This is a genomic window from Cupriavidus sp. YAF13, assembly GCF_052113425.1.
GTDB lineage: Bacteria > Pseudomonadota > Gammaproteobacteria > Burkholderiales > Burkholderiaceae > Cupriavidus.
The window spans coordinates 58865-79270 of sequence record NZ_JBFRDD010000007.1 but is presented as its reverse complement, the minus strand read 5'-3'; the positions used below and the strand labels follow the sequence as shown (position 1 = coordinate 79270).

Below are 20406 nucleotides of genomic sequence, written 5' to 3'. Positions count from 1 at the left end.
CATGCAGAACTTTCCACGCCTGCTGGGCGATGTCGGCGGCACCAATGTGCGCTTTGCGCTGGAGGCCGCGCCGCAGCGCATCGGCCCGGTGACCGCGCTCAAAGTGGCCGATTTCCCCTCGCTCGAGGCTGCCATGCAGCATTATCTCGGCGGCTTGCCGGCCGGCAGTGCCAGGCCGCGCTACGCAGCCGTTGGCCTCGCCAACCCGGTGACCGGCGATCGCGTCAAGCTGACCAATCACGCCTGGGCGTTCTCCATCTCGCAGATGCAGCGCTCGCTGGGCCTGGACCTGCTGCTGGCCATCAACGATTTCACCGCGCTGGCGCTGGGTTTGCCACACCTTGGCGCGCAGGATCTCACTCCGCTGCGCCAGGGCATGGCGGTGGCCGGCGCGCCGCTCGCGTTGGTCGGGCCCGGCACCGGGCTGGGCGTGTCCGGGCTGGTGCCCGCGCGCTCCGGGCCGGCCGTGGCGCTGGCCGGTGAGGGCGGCCATATCGAGCTGATGCCGGAGACCGAAGACGAATGGACCGCGTGGCGCGCGGCCCGCCAGGCCTTCGGCCGTGTCTCGGCCGAGCGTCTTTTGTCGGGCATGGGGCTGTCGCTGACGCATGCCGCGTTGCACGCAGAAACGGGTACGCCCCTGGCGCGCCAGCTCGAGCCGGCAGAGGTGACCGAAGGCGCGATCCACCGGCACGACCCGCTCTGCGAGCGCGCGCTTGCCGTGTTTTGCGGCTTGCTGGGTTCCGTGGCGGCCGATATTGCGCTGGTACTGGGTGCGCGTGGCGGCGTTTACCTGGGCGGCGGCATCGTGCCGCGCTTCGTGCCCGCGCTGCGCAACTCCGCGTTCAACGCACGCTTTACCGCCAAGGGGCGGCTGAGCGCGTACCTGGAAAGCCTGCCGGTTTACGTGATCAACGCGCAGTACCCGGCGCTGCCCGGACTGGCGCAGGCGCTGGAGGAAGCGATTACGCACGGCGCCGATGGCGATGGCGCCGGCCGAGCCAACCCGGCCAACCAACCTAACCCTGCCTGATCCGGACCTGCCCATGCGAGTGTTGCTGGTGGAAGACGACGCCATGATCGGCGATAGCGTGAAGGTGGCATTGCGCCAGGAAGGCTTCGCGGTGGACTGGGTGCAGGACGGCGAGGCCGGCCTGGCCGCGGCCACCCAGTCGGGCGGCCCCGATGGCGAGGCCTGCTATGCGCTGATCCTGCTCGACCTGGGCCTGCCGCGCCGCTCCGGGCTGGAGGTGCTTGCCGCGCTGCGCGCGCGCGGCGTGAATACGCCGGTGCTGATCCTGACCGCGCGCGACGCCGTGGCCGATCGCGTGGCGGGGCTGAACAGCGGCGCCGACGACTATCTCGTCAAGCCCTTCGACCTGCAGGAACTGGCCGCGCGCATGCACGCGCTGGTGCGCCGCGCCGAAGGCCGGGCGGAGCCGCTGCTGCGCTATGGCGGCATCGTGATCAATCCCGTGACCCGCGAGGCCACCCTTGACGGCGAGGCGGTGCGCCTGTCGGCGCGCGAGTTCGGCCTGCTCTCGGCGCTGCTGGCGCGGCCCGGCAAGGTGTGGTCGGTGGCGCAGCTGGAGGAGCGCCTGTACGGCTGGGGCGATGAAGTCGGCAGCAACACGGTGGAGGTCTACATCCACGCGCTGCGCAAGAAATTCGGCGCGGGGCTGATCCGCAATATCCGCGGCGTGGGCTATGTGGTGCCCAAGCTCGAAGCCGGGAGCGCGGGCTGATGCGCTCCATCCAGAGAACCCTGCTGTGGTGGCTTGCCCTGGGCCTGCTGGCCGGCATTGCCGTTGCCACTGCGCTGATCTACGGGCAGGCCCGGCAGGAGGCCAACGCACTGTTCGACTACCAGATGAAGCAGGTGGCCGCCGCGCTGCCCAGCCAGTTTGCCGATCCGGTAATGCCGCCGTTCGTTGCGCAGCAGTCGCCCGGCGCGCCGGGCTCGCCTAGCGACAGCCTGTTCCATGCCGATGAAGACGTCGTGATCCATATCTGGGATGGCTCCGGCCGCAGCCTGTATCTGTCGCACGCGCATCCGGCGTTGCCGCCGCGCGCCGAGCTGGGCTTTTCCAATGTCAAGACCGAGCAGGGCGAATGGCGGATCTACAGCGTGCAGCTCGGGCTCGGCGTGGTGCAGATTGCCCAGCCCATGTCGGCGCGCAGCGAGGTAGCCGCGCGCATGGCGCTGCGCACCGTGGCGCCCCTGCTGCTGCTGCTGCCGCTGATTGGCTGGCTGGTGTGGGTGGCCGTGGGACGCGGCCTGCGGCCCCTGCGCGAGATCGCCGCGGGGGTGCGCCAGCGTGACGCCAACGCCTTGGCCCCGCTGGCGGTCAGCCGCATGCCGGACGAGATCGCGCCGTTGACCGAGGCGCTCAACCAGCTGCTGGCGCGGCTGTCCCACGCCATCGATACCCAGCGCGCCTTCGTGGCCGACGCCGCGCACGCGCTGCGCACGCCGCTGGCCGCGCTGCAGTTGCAGGCCCAGCTGGTGGAGCGCGCCGATACGGCCGAGGAGCGGCAGGAGGCCGTGGGCAAGCTGCGCCAGGGGCTGGAGCGGCTCACGCACATGGTGGCCCAGTTGCTCACGCTGGCGCGCCAGGAGCCCGGCGCGGCAGCGCCCCCGCATGAGCCGGTGGAGCTGTGCGCGCTGGCGCAAAGCGTGGTGGCGGAGATGACCCAGGCCGCGCTCGACCGCCACATCGACCTCGGGCTCGACGCTGCCGCCGGCCCGGTCATGGTGCGCGGCGACGTCGATGCGCTGCGCATCCTGCTGACCAACCTGGTCGACAATGCGCTGCGCTATGTGCCGGCCGGCGGCAGGGTCGATGTGCTGGTTGGCCGTGAGCGGACCATGATGGGCGGAAGAGAAACGGGTACGCAGAGCGCGGAGCTGATCGTGCAGGACGATGGCCCGGGAATTCCCGCCGCCGAGCGCGCGCGCGTGTTCGACCGCTTCTACCGGGTGCCGGAAGCGCCCACGGGGGGCAGCGGGCTGGGCCTGGCCATCGTGGCGGAGATCGCGCAATCGCACGGCGCGCGGGTCTCGCTGGAAGACGCCGCGCCCGGGCTGCGCGTGCGGGTGGCGTTTCCCGTCGCGTGAGCGCGCGGCGGGGCCTTTGCTCAGCCTACCGGCGTGAGTACAGGCTCGCCGGCGAAATGCAGCCGGCTGTTCTCCTGGAACTGCCGCACCGAAGCGTCGATGGCTTCCGGCGACCTGCCTGCCACGTGCGGGGTCAGGACCACATTGGGGCAGTCGAACAGCTCGGCGGGCGGCTCAGGCTCGGTCTCGTACACGTCAAGTCCGGCGCCGCCGAGCTTGCCGGCGCGCAGGGCATCCGCCAGCGCCGCGGTGTCGAGCACGCTGCCGCGCGCGATATTGACCACGAAGCCGCCCGGGCCCAGCTGGGCCAGCACCTTGGCGTCGACCAGGTGGCGGGTGCCCGCGCCGCCGGGCGTGGCGATGATCAGGTAGTCGGCCCATTCGGCCAGCGCACCAAGGCTGTCGAAATAGCGATACGGCGCGTCGTCGCGCGGGGCCCGGTTGTGATACCCCACCTCCAGGTCGAAGCCCAGGCCGCGCTGCGCAATGCGCCGGCCGATGGTGCCCAGGCCGAGAATCCCCATGCGCTTGCCCGACACATTGGGCTGCAGCGGCAGCGCGGTGCGCCACTTGCCGGCGCGCGTGGCCTGGTCCAGCATCGGGATGGCGCGCACGGTGGCTAGCAGCAGCGCCATGGCGTGGTCCGCCACGCAGCTGTCGTTGGTGCCGGCGCCGTTGGCCACGACGATGCCGCGCGCGCGGGCGTGGGCCACGGCAATGTTCTCGTACCCCGCGCCCAGCGCGCACACCAGTTCCAGCGCGGGCATGGCGTCGATCTCCGCGGCGGTGAGGCCGACCGTGCCGATCGTCAGCACCGCGCGCACGCGGGCGCCGGCCTCCCGGACCTGCGCGGCACGGGCCGCGCTGTCGGGCGCATAAAGCACCTCGTATTGTTCGGCAATCCAGGACAGATGCTGGGCGCTGTTGTGGCTGAGGACGAGCAGGAGCGGCTTCATGATGGGCAGGAAGTTCGGGGCTGTTGGCGACGGCTGGGAGGAGGGTGAGCGGCCCCGGGACGAGGCCTAAGCTGCACCGCAGCATTGTAGCGGCGGTGCGCCGGGCTTGCTGGCGTGCTCCCGCGCGTGGCGCAAGCCATCCTTTACCTGGCCGGGACGGGCCTTGCCACGGGTTCGGCGGTGCTGCTCGATGGCGGCGGCGCGATCGGCTGACGCTCCGGATTGCTACGCAGAAACGGGTACGCTTTGCCGCGCGGGCAGTTGGTTCCGCCCACGCGGCGGGCGCCCTGGCTGCTCGCCAAGCCTTGAAGTGGAGCGGGAATGCCGCTCTAATGCAGCGGATGCGACTTATCGACTCCGTGAAAATGAAGCCTGCTTTCTTGTCCGCCCTGCTGCTAGCCACTGCGCTGGCGGTTCCCATGGCCCCCGCTGCCGCCGCGCCGCCGCCTGCCGCCACGCAGGCCGAGGTCACCCATCTCTTTGCCTACCTGGCAGGCTCGAATTGCCAGTTCAACCGCAACGGCAGCTGGTATCCGGCGCCGGATGCGGCCGCCCACCTCAAGAAGAAATACAACTACCTGGCCGACAAGGGCGCCATCAGCACCAGCGAGAGCTTTATCGAACTGGGCGCGAGCAAGAGCAGCGTCAGCGGCAAGCCTTACCTGGTCAAGTGCGGCCAGGCCCAGCCGATGGAGAGCGCACCATGGCTAGGCGCCGAACTGGCGCGCTACCGGCAGAAGGCTGCGGGCAAGTAGGCGCGAGCCCCTTCCTGGCCGTTGCAGATGGGTTTGAAGGCACGCAGAAACGGGTACGCTTTTGCTTTTCGGCAACAAAGGCCGGCCCGTGCACCCTGTCAGACGGCCCCTGATAGCCAACCGGCTTTCGCCGAACCCTGCTTCAGCCCGGGTGGCACTCGGGCGGCACGCATGCTGATCGCCGAATGCGGGCCCCGGCGTTTTCTGCCAAGGCCGCAAATCGTCTGCGCGGTGTGCGAGATGGGCCAGCGCTAAGCGTTGGCCGCAATCGGCGGCCTCATATTTCCTTGGCCATTCCCTTCAGGTCGATCCATGCATCGAACTGGGCCGCCGTGACATGTCCCGAGGCGAGCGCCGCCTCGCGCAGCGCCAGGCCTCGCGTGAGCGCCAGCTTGGCGATTTCGGCGGCGCGGTCGTAGCCGATGTGCGGGTTGAGCGCCGTCACGGGCATCAATGAACGCCCGAGCATCTCGGCGATGCGCTCGCGATCCGCCTGGACCCCTTCCACCATGCGTTCGGCAAAGCCCGCGGCGGCATCGGCAAGCAGCGTGACCGATTGCAGCAGGCTGTAGATGATCACGGGCTTGTACGCGTTGAGCTCGAGCGTGCCGAGGCCATTGGCCAGCGTGACGGTGGTGTGGTTGCCGATCACCCGGCAGCACACCATGGCCAGCGCCTCGGCCTGGGTGGGATTGACCTTGCCCGGCATGATCGACGAGCCGGGTTCGTTGCCCGGCAGGATCAGCTCGGCAAGGCCCGCGCGCGGGCCGGAGCCGAGCAACATGAAATCGCGCGCTATTTTCAGGAAGGACGATGCCGTGGTGTTGAGCGCGCCCGACAGGTCGGCCAGCGCATCGTGCGAGGCTTGCAGCGCATAGCGGTTCGGCGCGGGCTCGAACGGCAGGCCCGTGTAGTCCGACAGCGCGCGCGCGAAGGCCGCGGCAAAGCCGTGTGGCGCATTCAGCCCGGTGCCCACCGCGGTGCCGCCTTGGGGTACCGGCATGGCGCGCAGCATGGCCTGGCGCAGGCGCGACTGGGCATCGCCCACCTGGGCTTCGTAGCCGGAGAACTCCTGGCCGAGCGTCAGCGGCACGGCATCCTGCAAGTGCGTGCGGCCCACCTTGACGATATCGCTGAACGCGTCCACCTTGCGCCCGAGCGCCTGCTGCAAGCGCTCCAGCGCGGGCAACAGTTGCAGCTGGATTGTCCGGGTGGCGGCGATATGCATCGCCGTGGGAAAGCTGTCGTTGGAAGACTGGCTGGCATTGACGTGATCGTTGGGATGCACCGGCTGCTTCGCGCCCGGCTTGCCGCCTAGCAGCTGGATCGCGCGGTTGGCAATCACCTCGTTCAGGTTCATATTGGTCTGCGTGCCGGAGCCGGTCTGCCAGACCGAGAGCGGGAACTCCCCGGGCCACTTGCCGGCGATGATCTCCTGCGCCGCCGCCTCGATGGCGTGGGCCAGTTCCGGCTTGAGCACGCGCAGCTCTCGGTTGGCACGCGCTGCGCAGAGCTTGAGGATGGCGAACGCTTCGATCAGCGCGGGCGGCATCGTCTCGCTGCCGATGCGGAAGTTCTGGCGCGAGCGCTCGGTCTGCGCGCCCCACAGGTGCCGGGCTGGCACCGGTACGTCGCCTAGGCTGTCGGTCTCGATCCGGGTGGCGTCCTGCTTGCGCTCGGGCATGGCATTCTCCTGTTCGGCCGAAGGCGGCGTGGCAACAGATCCCGGGCCTTAGAATACGCCCCCGGCAGCAACGGCGTCATCCGTGGCGCCGGGCGCGGCCACCGAGGCCCAGCGCCCGAATCACCTGCGCTATCACCACGCGTCTCCAGCATGCTCATTGCCCAGCTCAAGTCCTTCTTCATGGTCGCCCGCATCGGCAGCGTGACCCAGGCCGCCAAGCGGCTCGGCCTCTCGCAGCCGACCATCACCGCCCAGATCCGCGCGCTGGAGGAGGCCTACGGCGTCGAGCTGTTCCATCGCGGCGGGCGGCGGCTGGCCCTGTCGGATGCCGGGCTGGCGTTGCTGCCCAAGGTCGAAGCGCTGGTACAGCAGGAAACGGAAATCGATTTCTTCCTGCGCCACTCGGGCGACCTGCGCACGGGCAGCCTGCGCATCGGCGCCACCGCGCCGTACTACGTGCTCGACATCATCGGCCGCTTCAGCGCGCGCTATCCGGCCATCGATGTGGCGGTCGAGACCGGCAACTCGCAGGAGGTGCTCGATGCCCTGCAGGAATATCGCGTGGACGTGGCTTCGTCCTCGCAGAAGGTGGACGACCCCCGCCTGGAGCGCATGCTGCTGGGCGAGGACCCGCTCGTGCTGGTGGTGCATCGCAGCCATGCGCTGGCGGCGCAGGCACGGGTGCCGGTCGCCGCGCTGGCCAGTTGCCGGCTGCTGATGCGCGAGGCCGGGTCGACCACGCGCATTGTCACCGAGCGGATGCTGGCCCGGGCGGGGGTGGTGCCTGCCACGCCGATGGAGATCGGCAGCCGGGAATCGATCCGCGAGGCGGTCATTCGCGGCCTCGGTGTATCCGTTATCGCCCGCCACGAGGTGCCGAGCCATCCGCACCTGAAAATGCTGGATTTTGAAGACGGTAGCGAGGAAATGAGTGAGTATCTTTATTTTTTGCGCGAACGGCGCGGGGCGCGCCTGATCGATGCATTCGTCGCTGCGGCCCGCCCCGGCGCACAGGTCATGTCGGACTAGTCCGCGGCCGCCTCCGCAGCCGCCCGCTTTGCTGCCGCGGGCCCTGTCCTATCGTTTCTAGCCATCAGCCGCGCTATATCCTCGCAGGGAGAAAATACGTGTACTGGCCTGCAATTTATCCCGCCAGAATGGCACTAGCGGTCTTCACTGACCGGCAACAGCACCTTGCGGGCTAATGTAGAGACATTTGGCTGGCAATGTGAAGCGTTCCCCGCTTCAGAAGGGGGTGGGTTCCCCCGTGACCTGGAAACTGTCAGGCTTGGGTTGCCTGTGAAAGGCCGCGGCGCCTGCCCGCGCGCGGGAAATCGTCCGGATCGGGGCATTGGGGGCTGCCGTTGTGGATGTTGCAAGGATGGAACATAGCCATTGCTGCTCGCAAAGCATTTGCCCAGATCGCGGGGTTGGTAAGAAAATGGCGCTCCAACAATAAGAAGAATATTGACTGTAAGCAATAAAAACAGGATGTCGGGGTGAATCAAGCAATTCTGCAATATCTCACTGAGCGGCATTGCTCGTCGCAATGGCGTGATGTACTGTCGGCGCTCGCCGAAGAACTATCCGAGACCATGGACGTGGCCGGCCTGCGCGCCGTGATGTGGCGCGTTGGCGCGCGTTTTGCCAAGCGTTTCGATCCTGGCGCCTGTGCGACGCTTGCCGAGCTGGAGCGCGCCGTCGCCCAGATCTGGCTGGATGTGGACTGGGGCTGGACCAGCATCGAGGATGTGGGGGGCGCTCTGGTGGTCCGGCATTACTGCGCGCCGCTGAACGCGGCGCTTGGAGACGGGGCCGACACCTGGTCGCCGGCATTCCTGGAGGGGGCGTACCAGCACTGGTTCCGCATGCTCGGCTCGTCCGAGAGCCTGCGGGTCAGCCAAAGTACACCGATCGATGCCACCGGCTGCGTGGAATTCCGGTTCGGGCGTTGAAGTGCCGTCAGCGGTTTGCGATAGTTTTCGCGCCTGCGCACAGCCTTGCGTGAGTGAGATCCCATGAGTCAATCCGACGATTTGTCCAAGCTGTTCCAGCGCTTCGGAGGCAAGGCGGAGTCCTACAAAGAGATCGTGCGCGAAGACGCGGCGACGCAGGCGCGCGAGCGCTGGCCGCTGCTGACGTCCGTGCGGGTCGACCGCGCTGCCGTAGTGCCGCCCGTGCAGCCCGCCGCGCCGCATGCGCATGACGTTGCCGGCCCGGCAGCGGCGCAAGCCGCGCCACCCGCGCCATTGTGGCGCGCGGCCCTGCCGGCAGGCGAGCTTGCGCCTGCCGCGGAGCCGGCTCGCGCCGCCGAGGCTCCGGCCGCTCAGGTTGTCCCACCGGCGGTAACGGTGGCACCGGTGGCACCGGCGGCAACTGGCGCGCCCCCCTCGGCGATGAGGCCGCTTTTCCGCACGCCGGAAGGCATGGCGCCGGCGGCGTCGGCCTCGATGCCGCGTTCAACGCCGGAAGTTGCCGCTGCGCTACCCCCAGTGGCAGCCGTAGCGAACCCGGTCGTTGCCCCCGAGCCCGAGCCGGCCCGCATTTGGTCCCCGGCCGCGCCTGCGGGAGCGGCCGCGCCGCCGGCAGAGCCGGCCCGCGCCGCCGACACCGAATTGTCCAAGGTGTTCGCCCGCCTCGAAGGCCGCCAGGAGCCGGCCACTACCAGCGAGCGCGCACCCGCGCGCCGCTCCTTTCTTGATCGGCTGAATCGCTCGTGAAGATCATTGCTGTTGTCTCGGCCAAAGGCGGCGTGGGCAAGACCACGCTGTCGGCCAACCTGGCCGAAGCGCTGGCGGTTGCCGGCGAGAACGTACTCGCCGTGGACCTGGATCCGCAAAATGCACTGCGCCTGCATTTCGGCATGCCGCCGCAGGACGTTGCCGGGCATGCGCGCGCCACGCTGGCCGGAGAAGCGTGGCAGCAGAGCATGTACAAGGGCCGCTCCCGTGTGCTGGTCATGCCGTTCGGCTCGCTCAACGAGGTGGACCGCTCTGCGTTTGAAGCGCACCTCTCCACCCATCCGGGATGGCTGCGCACCCAGCTTGCCGGACTTGGCCTGGGCCGCGACGATGTCGTGGTGATCGATACGCCGCCGGGCCCGTCGCCATACATGCGCCAGGCACTGTCATGCGCGCAGCTGTGCCTGATGGTGTCGCTGCCGGACGCCGCGTCCTACGCCACCATGCCCCTGATGGAAGACCTGATCCGCACCTATTGCGAGGGCCGGCCCGATTACCTGGGCCATATGCTGGTGATTAACCAGGTCGACGTGAGCCGTCAGCTCGGCAAGGATGTGGTGCAGGTGCTGCGCGCCCAGCTGGGCGAGCGCGTGCTGGGCGTGATCCACCAGGACCAGGCGGTGGCAGAGGCGCTGGCCTACGACCGCAGCGTGCTCGAGTACAACCCTCACAGCCAGGCCACGCACGACCTGCAGCGCTGCGCTGCATGGGTGCGCCAGGCGCTGGCCGCTCACGGAGAAGCCGCGTGAAGCCAGCCAAGGCAAAAGCCGCCGCGGCGCCCAAGGGCGCGCGGGCCAAGGGCAAGGTCAAGGACAAGGTCAAAAGCGAGGGCGACGACAAGCCCAACGCGCTGTCGGCCGCGTTGCAGCGTTTCGGCAACACCGTCGTCGAGCTTCCCTTTTGGGATAGCGCTGTGGCGCGGGGGCTGGCGTTGCTGGCCGGGCTGCTCATGTTTGCGCTGGTCATCACGGTGCCGCTGGATTTCTGGCAGCAGGTCGGGTTTGCCGCGGTGTGCTTCGGGCTGGCGGTCTGGCTGAACCGGGTCAAGGGCCACCTCGCCACGCTGATGATGGTGATCCTGTCGATCGCGGCTTCCAGCCGTTATATGTACTGGCGCCTGACGGAAACGGTGGGCCTGGGCGGCTGGTTCGACGCCGCCTTTGGCATCGGCCTGGTGCTGGCAGAGATCTACGCGTTCGTGGTGCTGATGCTGGGCTACTTCCAGACCGCGTGGCCGCTCAAGCGCCGTCCGGTGGCCATGCCCGCGGATACTGCCAGCTGGCCGACCGTGGATATCTTCATCCCGACCTACAACGAGCCGCTGTCGGTGGTCAAGCCGACGGTATTCGCGGCGATGGCGCTGGACTGGCCGCGCGACAAGATCAACGTCTATGTGCTGGACGACGGCCGGCGCGAGGAATTCCGCGAGTTCTGCGAGAAGGTCGGCGTCACCCACGTGACGCGTAACCACAATCGCCACGCCAAGGCCGGCAACATCAACGAAGCGCTCAAGGGCACGCACGGCGAGTACGTGGCGATCTTCGATTGCGACCACATTCCCACGCGCTCCTTCCTGCAGATCAGCATGGGCTGGTTCCTCAAGGACCCCAAGCTGGCCATGCTGCAGACGCCGCACTATTTCTTCTCGCCCGATCCGTTCGAGAAGAACCTGCGCACCTTCCAGGAAGTCCCCAACGAGGGCGAGTTGTTCTATGGCCTGGTGCAGGACGGCAACGACCTGTGGGACGCTACCTTCTTCTGCGGCTCGTGCGCCGTGATCCGGCGCGCGCCGCTGCTGGAAGTGGGCGGCATCGCGGTGGAAACCGTGACCGAGGACGCGCACACCGCGCTCAAGCTGCACCGCAAGGGCTACGGCACCGCCTACCTGGCGATCCCCCAGGCCGCGGGGCTGGCCACGGAAAGCCTCTCCGGCCACGTCGGGCAGCGCATTCGCTGGGCCCGGGGCATGGCGCAGATCTGCCGGGTGGACAACCCGCTGTTCGGGCCAGGCCTGTCGATCCCGCAGCGGCTGTGCTACCTCAATGCCATGCTGCACTTCTTCTACGGCTTGCCGCGGCTGGTGTTCCTGACGGCGCCGCTGGCCTACCTGCTGTTCGGCGCCCACGTGATCCAGGCCTCGGCGCTGACCATCGCCACCTTCGCGCTGCCGCACCTGTTGCACGCGAACATGACCAATTCGCGCATCCAGGGCAAGTTCCGCCATTCGTTCTGGAACGAAGTCTACGAATCCGTGCTGGCGTGGTACATCATGCGGCCCGTGCTGGTGGCGTTCGTTAACCCCGCGGCCGGCAAGTTCAACGTGACGCCCAAGGGCGGCGTGATCGAGGAAGCCTACTTCGACTGGGTGATCTCGCGGCCTTACCTGGTGCTGCTGCTGTTCAACTTGCTGGGCGTGGTGGTGGGCTTCCTGCGGCTGTTCCTGTGGAACCAGTTCGAGGCCACCACGGTGGTGCTCAACCTGATCTGGACGTTCTACAACCTGATCATCCTCGGCGCCTCGATTGCGGTCGCCAGCGAGACGCGCCAGATCCGCGTGGCGCACCGCGTGGCGATGAAGCTGCCCGCCACGCTGCACTTTCCCGATGGCCGCACGCTGGTGTGCGAGACCATCGACTTCGCCGAGGGTGGCATTGGCATGCGGCTGCCGCCGGGCATGAAGGCAGCCGTGGGCGAGCAGGTGCAGATCTCGCTCTACCTGCAGAACGACGAGCACATGTTCCCCGCCAAGGTGGTGTTCCAGGGCGACACGCACACCGGCCTGGAACTGGCGGAAATGAGCCCGCGCGAGGAGATGGCTTTCGTGCAGTGCACCTTTGCGCGAGCCGACGCGTGGATCGATTCGTGGGGCCGCAAGCGGCCGGATGCCCCGGGGCTGGCCGCCGGCCAGATCCTGCGCATTGGCCTGCTTGGCTTCCATAACGTGATGTTCCACCTTGGGCGCGAGATGCGCCAATTGTTGCGCCGTCCAGAACCTGGCGCTTCCACCCGTTGATCGGCCTCGTCGGCCCAGCGCCGCGTCCCGCAACGGTTCGTGTCGCGGCTTGAACACGCACCGGACCACTGGCAAAAAGACAGAGAATGCGTTTGACCAAGACACCACGCCTGACCGATCGCTCGCCTGCGCGCTCAACCGCGCACCGCACCGCGCGCCTGCCCGCCGCGACCCGCCTTAGCGCATTGCTCGCGCTCGCCATGCTGACGGTGACCCCGGCCGGCGCCCAGCGTGCCGGCGTGCCCGACACCACGCGCGACGAGGTCGTCGCGCAGTCGCCCGCCGGGGTGGCGGCGCAGGCCGTCGCCGCCGCGCCCCGCAGCGGCGCGCGCACCGTGCAGCTCACGCTCAAGCAGCTGGGTGCCGCCGCGCCGTTCCAGTTGCGCGGCGTGGACGCCATCAACGGCGTGCCATTCTCGATCCGTGCTGACGAGGTCGTGACCGGCGCGCGCCTGAAATTGCGCTACACGTATTCGCCCGCGCTGATACCGGCGCTGTCGCATATCAACGTGATGGTCAACGGCGAGGTTGCCGGCGCCGTGCCGGTGCCCAAGGACACCGCGGGCACCAGCCTGGAGCGCGATGTGCCGATCGAGCCGCGGCTGATCACCGAGTTCAACCGCCTCAACCTGCAGCTGATCGGCCACTACACCACCGATTGCGAAGATCCCTTCCACTCCAGCCTGTGGGCCACCGTTGGCAACAGCAGCGTGCTGGAGCTCACGCTCACGCCGGTGGCGCTGGCCAACGACCTGGCGCTGCTGCCGCTGCCGTTCTTCGATCGGCGCGACGTTAGCCGCCTCAGGCTGCCCTTTGTGTTCGCTGGCGCGCCGTCGCCGGCCACGCTGGAAGCCGCGGGCACGGTCTCGTCGTGGTTCGGCGCGCTGGCCGGCTATCGCGGTGCGTCGTTTGCCGCCACGCTCAACCAGGTACCGGCTGCCGGCAATGCGGTGGTGTTCGTCACCAACGAAGAAAAACCTGCGGGTGTGCAGGTGCCCGCCATCGGCGGGCCGTCGATCGCGGTGGTGCCGAATCCGGGCGATGCGAACGGCAAGCTTCTGCTGGTGATGGGCCGCGACAGCGCCGAGCTCAAGACCGCGGCGCAGGCGCTTACGCTCGGCGCGCGCGCGCTGTCCGGGCAGAGCGCCACCATCAACAAGCTCGACGACGTGGCGCCGCGCGTGCCCTACGACGCGCCCAACTGGATCCGCAGCGACCGCCCGGTGCGCTTTGGCGAGCTAGCCGAAATGCGCGACCTCAATGTCTCGGGCTACAATCCGGACCTGGTGCGGGTGAATTTCCGGCTGCCGCCCGACCTGTTCGGCTGGCGCAGCAAGGGCATCCCGATCGACCTGAAGTACCGCTATACGCCGCGCCCGGTGGTGGACAAGTCCACCCTCAACATCAGCGTGAGCAACCAGTTCCTGCGCGCCTACGCGCTGCGCTCGGTCAAGAACCAGGATGGCCGTGCCAGCCAGTTGCTGGCCAAGGTGCTGCCGGATGGCTCGGTGCCGGTCGACGAGCGCATCGCGCTGCCGCTGTTCATGCTGCCCGCGCAGTCGCAGCTGCAGTTCCATTTCTACTACGACTACCTCAAGCAGGGCGCGTGCAAGGACGTGATGCTGGACAACGTCAAGGGCGCGATCGACCCGGACTCGACCATCAACATCACCGGCCTGCCGCACTTTATCGCGCTGCCTGACCTGGCGGTGTTCGGCAACAGCGGCTTTCCCTTCACGCGCATGGCCGACCTCTCCGAGACCGCCGTCATCCTGCCGGACAAGCCCGCTGCCGAGGACTACTCGACCTACCTCACGCTGATGGGGCGCATGGGCGAATCCACTGGCTATCCGACTACCGGAGTGGCCGTGAGCGGCGCCGCGCAGGTCGACAAGCAGGCCGCGCGCGACCTGCTGGTGATCGGCACCACGCAGAGCCAGCCGCTCTTCACGCAATGGGCCGAGCGCATGCCGGTCACGCTGGCCGGCAATGAAAAGCGCTTTGCGCTGACCGATCTGGTGTCCGCGGTGACGGGCTGGTGGAACGGCGCGGATGGCACGCGCAACCGCCCGGTCGAGACGCGCATGTCGATCAGCAGCGCCAGCACCGATGCCGCGCTAAGCGCCTTCGAGTCGCCGCTGGCGTCCGGGCGCAGTGTGGTGGCCGTCACCAGCAACGCGCCGCAAGGCCTGCAGACCGTGACAGAGGTGCTGCTCGATCCCGACCGGGTCACGAAGGTGCAAGGCAGCCTGGCGCTGGTGCGCGGCAAGGAGATCGACAGCCTGGCGGCACAGCAGAACTACCACGTGGGCAAGCTGCCGCCCTGGACCTATGTGCAGTGGTGGCTCTCGCAGCGGCCGCTCGTCATGGTGCTGATGATCGGCGGCGCCGCGCTGCTGCTGGCGGTGTTGATGTATCTGTCGCTGCGGGCACGCGCCGCGCGCCGCAAGCTGGGGGAACACAAGTGAGCGTGAACCGCACACGCCGCCGATGGCTCGCGGGCTTGCCCGGCCTGGGCGCGCTCGGGGCGCTGGGTGGCTGGCCCGTGCTGGCCCGCGCCGCAGCGCCGAAGGCATCGGCGCAGATTGCCTGCGCGTGGCCGTTGTACCAGCAGTTCCTGTCCCGCTTCGTGCAGGCCGACGGCCGCGTGCTCGACCCGTCCACCAAGGAGCAGCAAAGCACCTCCGAGGGCCAATCCTACGGCATGGTGTTCGCCCTGATGGCCAACGACCGCGCTACTTTCGACCGTCTGTGGCAATGGAGCGTTGCCAACCTCGGTGCGGGCAACCTGCAGGACAAGCTGCCCGCCTGGCAGTGGGGCCACCGGGCCGACGGCTCGTGGGGCGTGATCGATGCCAACCCCGCATCGGACGCTGACCTGTGGTTCGCCTTCGCGCTGCTCGAAGCCGCGCGGTTGTGGAAGCAGCCGCGTTATGGCGAGCAGGCGCGCGCGCTGCTCAAGCTGGTGGCCAGGCAAGAAGTGGTGTCGCTGCCCGGCTTTGGCACCATGCTGTTGCCCGGCCCGCAGGGCTTCGTCCAAGGCAATGCCGATGGCCCGCGCCAGTGGCGCCTCAATGCCAGCTACCTGCCGGTGCCGCTGCTGCGCCGCCTGGCCTCGGCCGAGCCGTCCGGCCCGTGGGGCACGCTTGCCACGCAGGCCGGCAAGCTGGTCGAAGCGGTGGCCAAACAGGGCATTGTGCCCGACTGGTCGGCCTACCGCAGCGACGCAGCCGGCAGCGGCTTTCTCACCGACCCCGACAAGGGCGATGTCAGCAGCTATGACGCCATCCGTGTCTACCTATGGGCCGGCGTGACGCCACGCGGTGACGCCGCTGGCCGCATGCTGATGAAGGCGCTGGTGCCGCAGGCGCAGCGCATGGCGGGACGCGCTGCGCCGCCCGAGCGCATGCACGCCGATAGCGGTGCCGTGGACGGCGATGGCCCGACGGGCTTTTCCGCCGCGCTGGTGCCGTTCCTGCAGGCGGCCGGATCGCCGGCAGCCGCGGTACAGCGCACCCGGGCGGAGACAATGATCGGCTCGGCCACGGGCAGATCCGCCGCCACGTACTACGACACCGTATTGGGATTATTCGGCCTCGGCTTTGCCGAAGGCCGCTACCGGTTCGCGCCTTCGGGGCAACTGGAGCTGGAGTGGGAGAAGACATGTCGAACCGCAAGCGCCCGGCCATGAACGGACGCGCGAACACCCCCCGCTCGGCGAGCGGGCAGCACATTGTTGCGGACACCGCGCGCAGCAAGGGCCTGCGCGCCAAGACGCTGGTGCTGAGCCTGCTGACGGCGTTCGCCGCGGCCGCCACGGCGCAGGAGGACCCGGTCAAGCTGCTGGTGGACCAGGGCAAGTACTGGCAGGAACGCGGCCGCAGCGACCGCGCTGCCGAAGCGTGGCAGAAGATCCTGCGCCTGAATCCGGCCCAGCCGGAAGCCCTGTATGGCATGGGCGTGGCCGAAGCCGAGGCGGGCCGCCCCGATGGCGCGCGCACCTACCTGGAGCGCCTGAAGAAGGCCCAGCCCAACTCCCCGCTGGTGGCGCGCCTCACGCAGGTGATCAGCAGCGGCGGCGCAACCCAGCAGGTCGAGCAGGCGCGCCAGCTGGCGCGCAGCGGCCAGAGCGAGGAAGCGGTCAAGCGCTATCAGCAAGCTGTGGGCGGCGCGGTGCCGCAAGGCAACCTGGCCCTGGAGTACTACCAGACGCTGGGCGGCACGGCACAGGGCTGGGAAGAAGCCCGCAAGGGCCTGGAGCGGCTGGCTCGCGCCAATCCGTCGGACAACCGCGCGCAGCTCGCGCTGGCGCAGCACCTGACCTATCGCGAGTCCACGCGCCGCGACGGCATTCGCCAGCTGGAGGGGCTGTCTAAAAGCAGTGACGTAGCCAGCCAGGCCAGCGAGAGCTGGCGGCGGGCGCTGACCTGGCTGGGCGGCCGCCCGGCGGATACGCCGCTGTACCAGGCCTGGCTGGCAAGCCATCCCGACGACGCCACCATCCGCGCCAAGCTCGATGCGGTCAAGGCCCAGCAGCAACAGCAAGCCACGCAAGCGGCAGGTGCCGCTGGCAACCCTGCGCGCCAGATCGTGCAGCAGGGCTTCGACGCCATGGATGCCGGCGACCTCGAGCGCGCCGGCGACCGGTTCCAGACCGCGCTGCAGGAGCGCCCCGGCGACGCCGACGCGCTCGGCGGCATGGGCGTGTTGCGCCTCAAGCAGGAGAAGTTTGCCGAGGCCCTGGACTTCCTCGACCAGGCCGCCAAGCGTGGTGCCGGGGGCCGCTACCGCAGCGCGCAGAACAGCGCCACATACTGGCTGCTGTCCGAGCAGGCCAGCGCCGCGCGTGGCGCGGGCAATCGCGCCGAGGCGCGCAGCCTGCTGGAGCGTGCGGTCAAGCTCGACCCGCGCGAGCCTTCCGCCCAGGTGGCGCTGGCCGACGTGATGGCCGAGGAAGGCCAGTACGCCCCGGCCGAAGCCGCGTATCGCCGCGTGCTCAAGCAGCAGCCCGACAATCCCGACGCCACGCGCGGCCTGGTTGGCGTGCTGGCGGCGCAGAACAAGAGCGCGGAAGCGCTCGCCATCGTGCAAAACCTGACACCCGCCCAGCAGGACAAGGTGGGCTCGCTGGGCAAGCTGCGCGCCGAGGAGGCCCGAGGCCAGGCCCGTGCCGCCTTGCAGCGCGGCGATGCCGCCGGCGCGCGCCGCGCGCTGGAAGACGCGATGGCGGCCGACCCCACCAACCCGTGGGTGCGCCTGGATGTAGCGCGCGCCTATGCGTCGATGGGCTTGAAGGAGCAGGCGCGCAGCGTCATGGACGGCCTGCTGCTCTCCAACCCCAATATGCCGGACGCGCTGTACGCCAGCGCGCTGCTGTCCGCCGAAACCGGCGACTGGCAAAGCGGGCTCGAAGCGCTAGAGCGCATTCCCCCGCAGAACCGCACCCGCGACATGGGTACCCTGCAACGCCGCCTGTGGGTACACGCGGAAGCCGAGCGCGCCAGCGGGCTCGCCGCCGCCGGCCAGCAGGCCGCCGCGCTGGGCGTGCTGCCGCAAGCCGAACGCTACGCCCAGCAGGACCCCGACCAGCTGGGCGCGCTGGCTCTGGCTTATGCCGACGCTGGCGACGAGGCGCGCGCGCTCTCGCTGATGCGCAACGTCATGGGCCGCACGGTGCGCCCGGACGTTGGCATGCAGCTGCAGTACGCCGCCATCCTGCTCAAGACCAAGCAGGACGTGGAGCTGGCTGGCGTGCTGCGCCAGCTTGCCAACGCCAACCTGAGTAGTTCGCAGCGCCGCGACTATGACGACCTGCGGGTCGCCTACATCGTGCGCCAGGCCGATGCGCTGACCGAGAGCGGCGACCTCGTGGCTGCCTACGACATGCTGGCGCCGGCGCTCTCCGAGCGCCCTGGCAACAGCGCCGTGCGCGCAAGCCTGGCGCGCATGTACGCGCAAGCGGGCGAGAACAAGAAGGCCCTGACGCTGTACGAGAGCGTGCTGGAGAAGGATCCGCGCAACCTCGACCTGATGCTGGCGGCGATCGGCACCGCCACCGCCGCCAAGGAATACAGCTGGGCCGAAGGCACGCTGCAGATGGCGCTGGCGCAGGCACCCAAATCGCCCAAGGTACTGACCGCCGCCGGGCGGCTCTACCGCGCCCAAGGCAAGACCTCGCGTGCCGCCGAGTATTTCCGCGCAGCGGTGGCAGCAGAGAACGCCACGGGCATAGCCTCGACCGGCGCGCGCCCGAATGGCGCGGGCTTCGACCGCGTGCCGTCCAACCCGTTTGTCGGCCTGCCCGGCCAGCGCGGCAGCTCGCAGTTGCCGCCGCCCGGGTCGCAGGCGCCGTACCTGATCGTGCCCGGTCCCACGCGCGCCGCGGCCGCGCCCCAGCCGGCAATGGCTCCCGCGCCGGTGATGATGAACGCGAGCGCACAGGCCTCGCAGCCCTACATCCCGGCGCCGCTGTCCGCTGCCGGGCAAGGCATGGCGCCGGAGATCCAGCAGCCGCAGGCCTACTATGCGCAGCAGGTGCAAGCGCCCATGCCGATGCAGGCGCCCGCCAGCACACGCGGCAAGAACACGCGCGCGGCCAAGGCGCCTGCGCAGGCTTACCCAGCCAACCGGTCTTATCAGACTGGTCAGGCTGGTCAAACTGGTCAGGCTTACCCCGCCTATCCAGCCAACGCGCAGCTCGCCCAGCAGCCTGGCGTGCCCTATCCCGTGCCGCAGCAGGCCGTGGCACCGCAGTATCCCGTCGCGCAGTACGCCGCGCCGGCAGCCGGCGGCTACGCGGCGGCACCGGCGCCCGCCGCGACCGCGCGCCAGCCGATTGGCGCGCAGTCGCGCGCGCCTTGGCTGGCCGAAGCCGATTCGCAGGCCAACCCAACCGGCCCCAAGACCGCGCAGCAGGAACTCAACGAGATCGAATCGCAGCGCACCAGCACGCTCGCCGGCGGCCCTGTGCTACGCGGGCGCAATGGCGACTCCGGCATGAGCCAGCTCACCGAGATGCAGGTGGTGGCCGAAGCCAAGATAGCCGTCGGCAACGGCAAGCTGGTGGCGCGCGTGACACCGGTCGCGCTGGATGCGGGCTCTGTGGGCAGCGACTTCAACACCGCCTCGCGCTTTGGCGGCGGCCCGCTGGCGGTCCCGGTGGGCGGCGCGCCCGTCAACTCGGCCGGCACGCCGCTGCGGTCCACTTCCGCCGGCCAGCAGAATGCCTTTGGTGTGGCGCTGGGCGTGGCCTATGAATCGGACCGCATCAAGGCTGACATTGGCAGCACGCCGCTGGGCTTCCGCTACACCGACGTCAATACCGGCGTGCGCTTCAACCTGCCGCTGACGCAACGCACCACGCTGTCGCTTGGCGCATCGCGCCGCCCCGTCACCGACAGCTTGCTGTCGTACGCGGGCGCGCGCGATGACCGCACCGGCCTGCAGTGGGGGGGCGTGATGAACAGCAGCGGGCGCGTCGACCTGGGTTGGGACGATGGCTTCTTCGGTATCTACGGCTACGGCGGCTACGGCTTGCTGACCGGGCACGATGTGAAGCGCAACACACGCTGGGAAGGCGGTGGCGGGTTCTACCTGCGCCTGATCGACAACGCCGAGCAGCGCCTGATGAGCGGCGTGAACTTCACCTCGATGGGGTACGCGGATAACCTGCGCTACTTCACCTTCGGCCAGGGTGGTTACTTCAGCCCGCAGACCTACTTCGCCGTGACCGTGCCGCTCTCGCTGGCAGGGCGCAGCGGCCGGCTGGCCTACAATGTGCGCGGCGCGTTAGGCATGCAGGCGTTCCGCGAGGATGCATCGGACTATTTCCCGACCGATCGAGCGGCCCAGTCGGCGGCCGGCAATACCGTCTATCCTGGCCAGTCCAAGACCGGCCTGGCCTACAATCTGGTTGGCTCGATGGAGTACCAGGCGGCCCAGCAGCTGTTTGTCGGCGGCATGCTTGGCATCGACAACGCGCGCGACTATCGCCAGTGGTATGCCGGCGTCTATGTGCGCTACGCGTTGCAGCGCCAGACCGGGCAGATCGCGTTCCCGCCGGTGGCGCCGCAGTCGGCCGTGGGCCCCGCGCCGTTCTGAGGGGCGCGCAACGGATGAATCAATCAAGTGAAGCGCAGC

14 protein-coding genes are annotated in these 20406 nt (G+C 69.0%); 12 read left to right on the top strand and 2 right to left on the bottom strand.

Annotation, left to right across the window (positions count from 1 at the left end; all coding sequences use genetic code 11):
* Window position 1 precedes the first annotated feature (1 nt).
* From glk to AB4061_RS07950, 3 genes are read left to right on the top strand one after another with little or no spacing between them, the layout of a single operon-like run.
* Window positions 2-1033, top strand: coding sequence for a glucokinase (gene glk, locus AB4061_RS07960; RefSeq protein ID WP_441632519.1), 1032 nt, complete (start codon window positions 2-4; stop codon window positions 1031-1033).
* A 13-nt stretch (window positions 1034-1046) separates the two neighbouring features.
* Complete coding sequence (locus tag AB4061_RS07955; RefSeq protein ID WP_441632517.1) at window positions 1047-1745, top strand: response regulator transcription factor; 699 nt, start codon at window positions 1047-1049, stop codon at window positions 1743-1745.
* On the top strand, window positions 1745-3118 hold the full coding sequence (locus AB4061_RS07950) for an ATP-binding protein (RefSeq protein WP_441632515.1): 1374 nt from the start codon (window positions 1745-1747) through the stop codon (window positions 3116-3118). The genes AB4061_RS07955 and AB4061_RS07950 overlap by 1 nt, the downstream gene beginning before the upstream one ends.
* Window positions 3119-3138: 20 nt before the next feature.
* Here AB4061_RS07950 and AB4061_RS07945 read toward each other — a convergent pair whose 3' ends face one another.
* Window positions 3139-4074 (bottom strand): 2-hydroxyacid dehydrogenase, encoded by a 936-nt coding sequence (locus AB4061_RS07945; RefSeq protein WP_441632514.1) that lies wholly within the window; start codon window positions 4072-4074, stop codon window positions 3139-3141.
* 365 nt (window positions 4075-4439) lie between these two features.
* Here AB4061_RS07945 and AB4061_RS07940 point away from each other — a divergent pair, with 365 nt between their 5' ends.
* Window positions 4440-4829 carry a DUF5329 domain-containing protein gene (locus AB4061_RS07940; RefSeq protein WP_441632512.1) on the top strand — a complete coding sequence of 130 codons (390 nt, stop codon included), beginning with the start codon at window positions 4440-4442 and terminating at the stop codon, window positions 4827-4829.
* Between the two features lie 277 nt (window positions 4830-5106).
* On the opposite strand, the gene AB4061_RS07935 is transcribed toward AB4061_RS07940, so the two are convergent.
* On the bottom strand, window positions 5107-6513 hold the full coding sequence (locus tag AB4061_RS07935) for a class II fumarate hydratase (protein WP_441632510.1): 1407 nt from the start codon (window positions 6511-6513) through the stop codon (window positions 5107-5109).
* 150 nt (window positions 6514-6663) lie between these two features.
* On the opposite strand from AB4061_RS07935, the gene AB4061_RS07930 reads away from it, so the two are divergent.
* From AB4061_RS07930 to AB4061_RS07895, 8 genes are all read left to right on the top strand, one after another.
* Complete coding sequence (locus tag AB4061_RS07930; RefSeq protein ID WP_441632508.1) at window positions 6664-7542, top strand: LysR family transcriptional regulator; 879 nt, start codon at window positions 6664-6666, stop codon at window positions 7540-7542.
* Window positions 7543-8012: 470 nt separating this feature from the next.
* The gene (gene bcsD / locus AB4061_RS07925; RefSeq protein WP_441632506.1) at window positions 8013-8468 is read left to right on the top strand and encodes a cellulose biosynthesis protein BcsD; all 456 of its coding nucleotides are present in this window, start codon (window positions 8013-8015) and stop codon (window positions 8466-8468) included.
* A gap of 63 nt (window positions 8469-8531) precedes the next feature.
* A complete protein-coding gene (gene bcsP, locus AB4061_RS07920) occupies window positions 8532-9233 on the top strand; it encodes a cellulose biosynthesis protein BcsP (protein WP_441632504.1) in 702 nt (233 codons plus the stop codon).
* Window positions 9230-10003: a cellulose biosynthesis protein BcsQ gene (gene bcsQ / locus AB4061_RS07915; RefSeq protein WP_441632502.1), complete on the top strand. Its 774-nt coding sequence runs from the start codon at window positions 9230-9232 to the stop codon at window positions 10001-10003. The genes bcsP and bcsQ overlap by 4 nt, the downstream gene beginning before the upstream one ends.
* Window positions 10000-12267, top strand: coding sequence for a UDP-forming cellulose synthase catalytic subunit (gene bcsA, locus AB4061_RS07910; protein ID WP_441632500.1), 2268 nt, complete (start codon window positions 10000-10002; stop codon window positions 12265-12267). Before bcsQ ends, bcsA begins: the two co-directional genes overlap by 4 nt.
* Window positions 12268-12467: 200 nt before the next feature.
* Window positions 12468-14735: a cellulose biosynthesis cyclic di-GMP-binding regulatory protein BcsB gene (bcsB, locus tag AB4061_RS07905; protein WP_441632843.1), complete on the top strand. Its 2268-nt coding sequence runs from the start codon at window positions 12468-12470 to the stop codon at window positions 14733-14735.
* Window positions 14732-15958, top strand: a complete 1227-nt coding sequence (gene bcsZ, locus AB4061_RS07900; protein WP_441632498.1) for a cellulose synthase complex periplasmic endoglucanase BcsZ — start codon at window positions 14732-14734, stop codon at window positions 15956-15958. Before bcsB ends, bcsZ begins: the two co-directional genes overlap by 4 nt.
* Window positions 15931-20367 (top strand): cellulose synthase subunit BcsC-related outer membrane protein, encoded by a 4437-nt coding sequence (locus tag AB4061_RS07895; RefSeq protein ID WP_441632496.1) that lies wholly within the window; start codon window positions 15931-15933, stop codon window positions 20365-20367. Before bcsZ ends, AB4061_RS07895 begins: the two co-directional genes overlap by 28 nt.
* The last annotated feature ends 39 nt before the right edge of the window (window positions 20368-20406 follow it).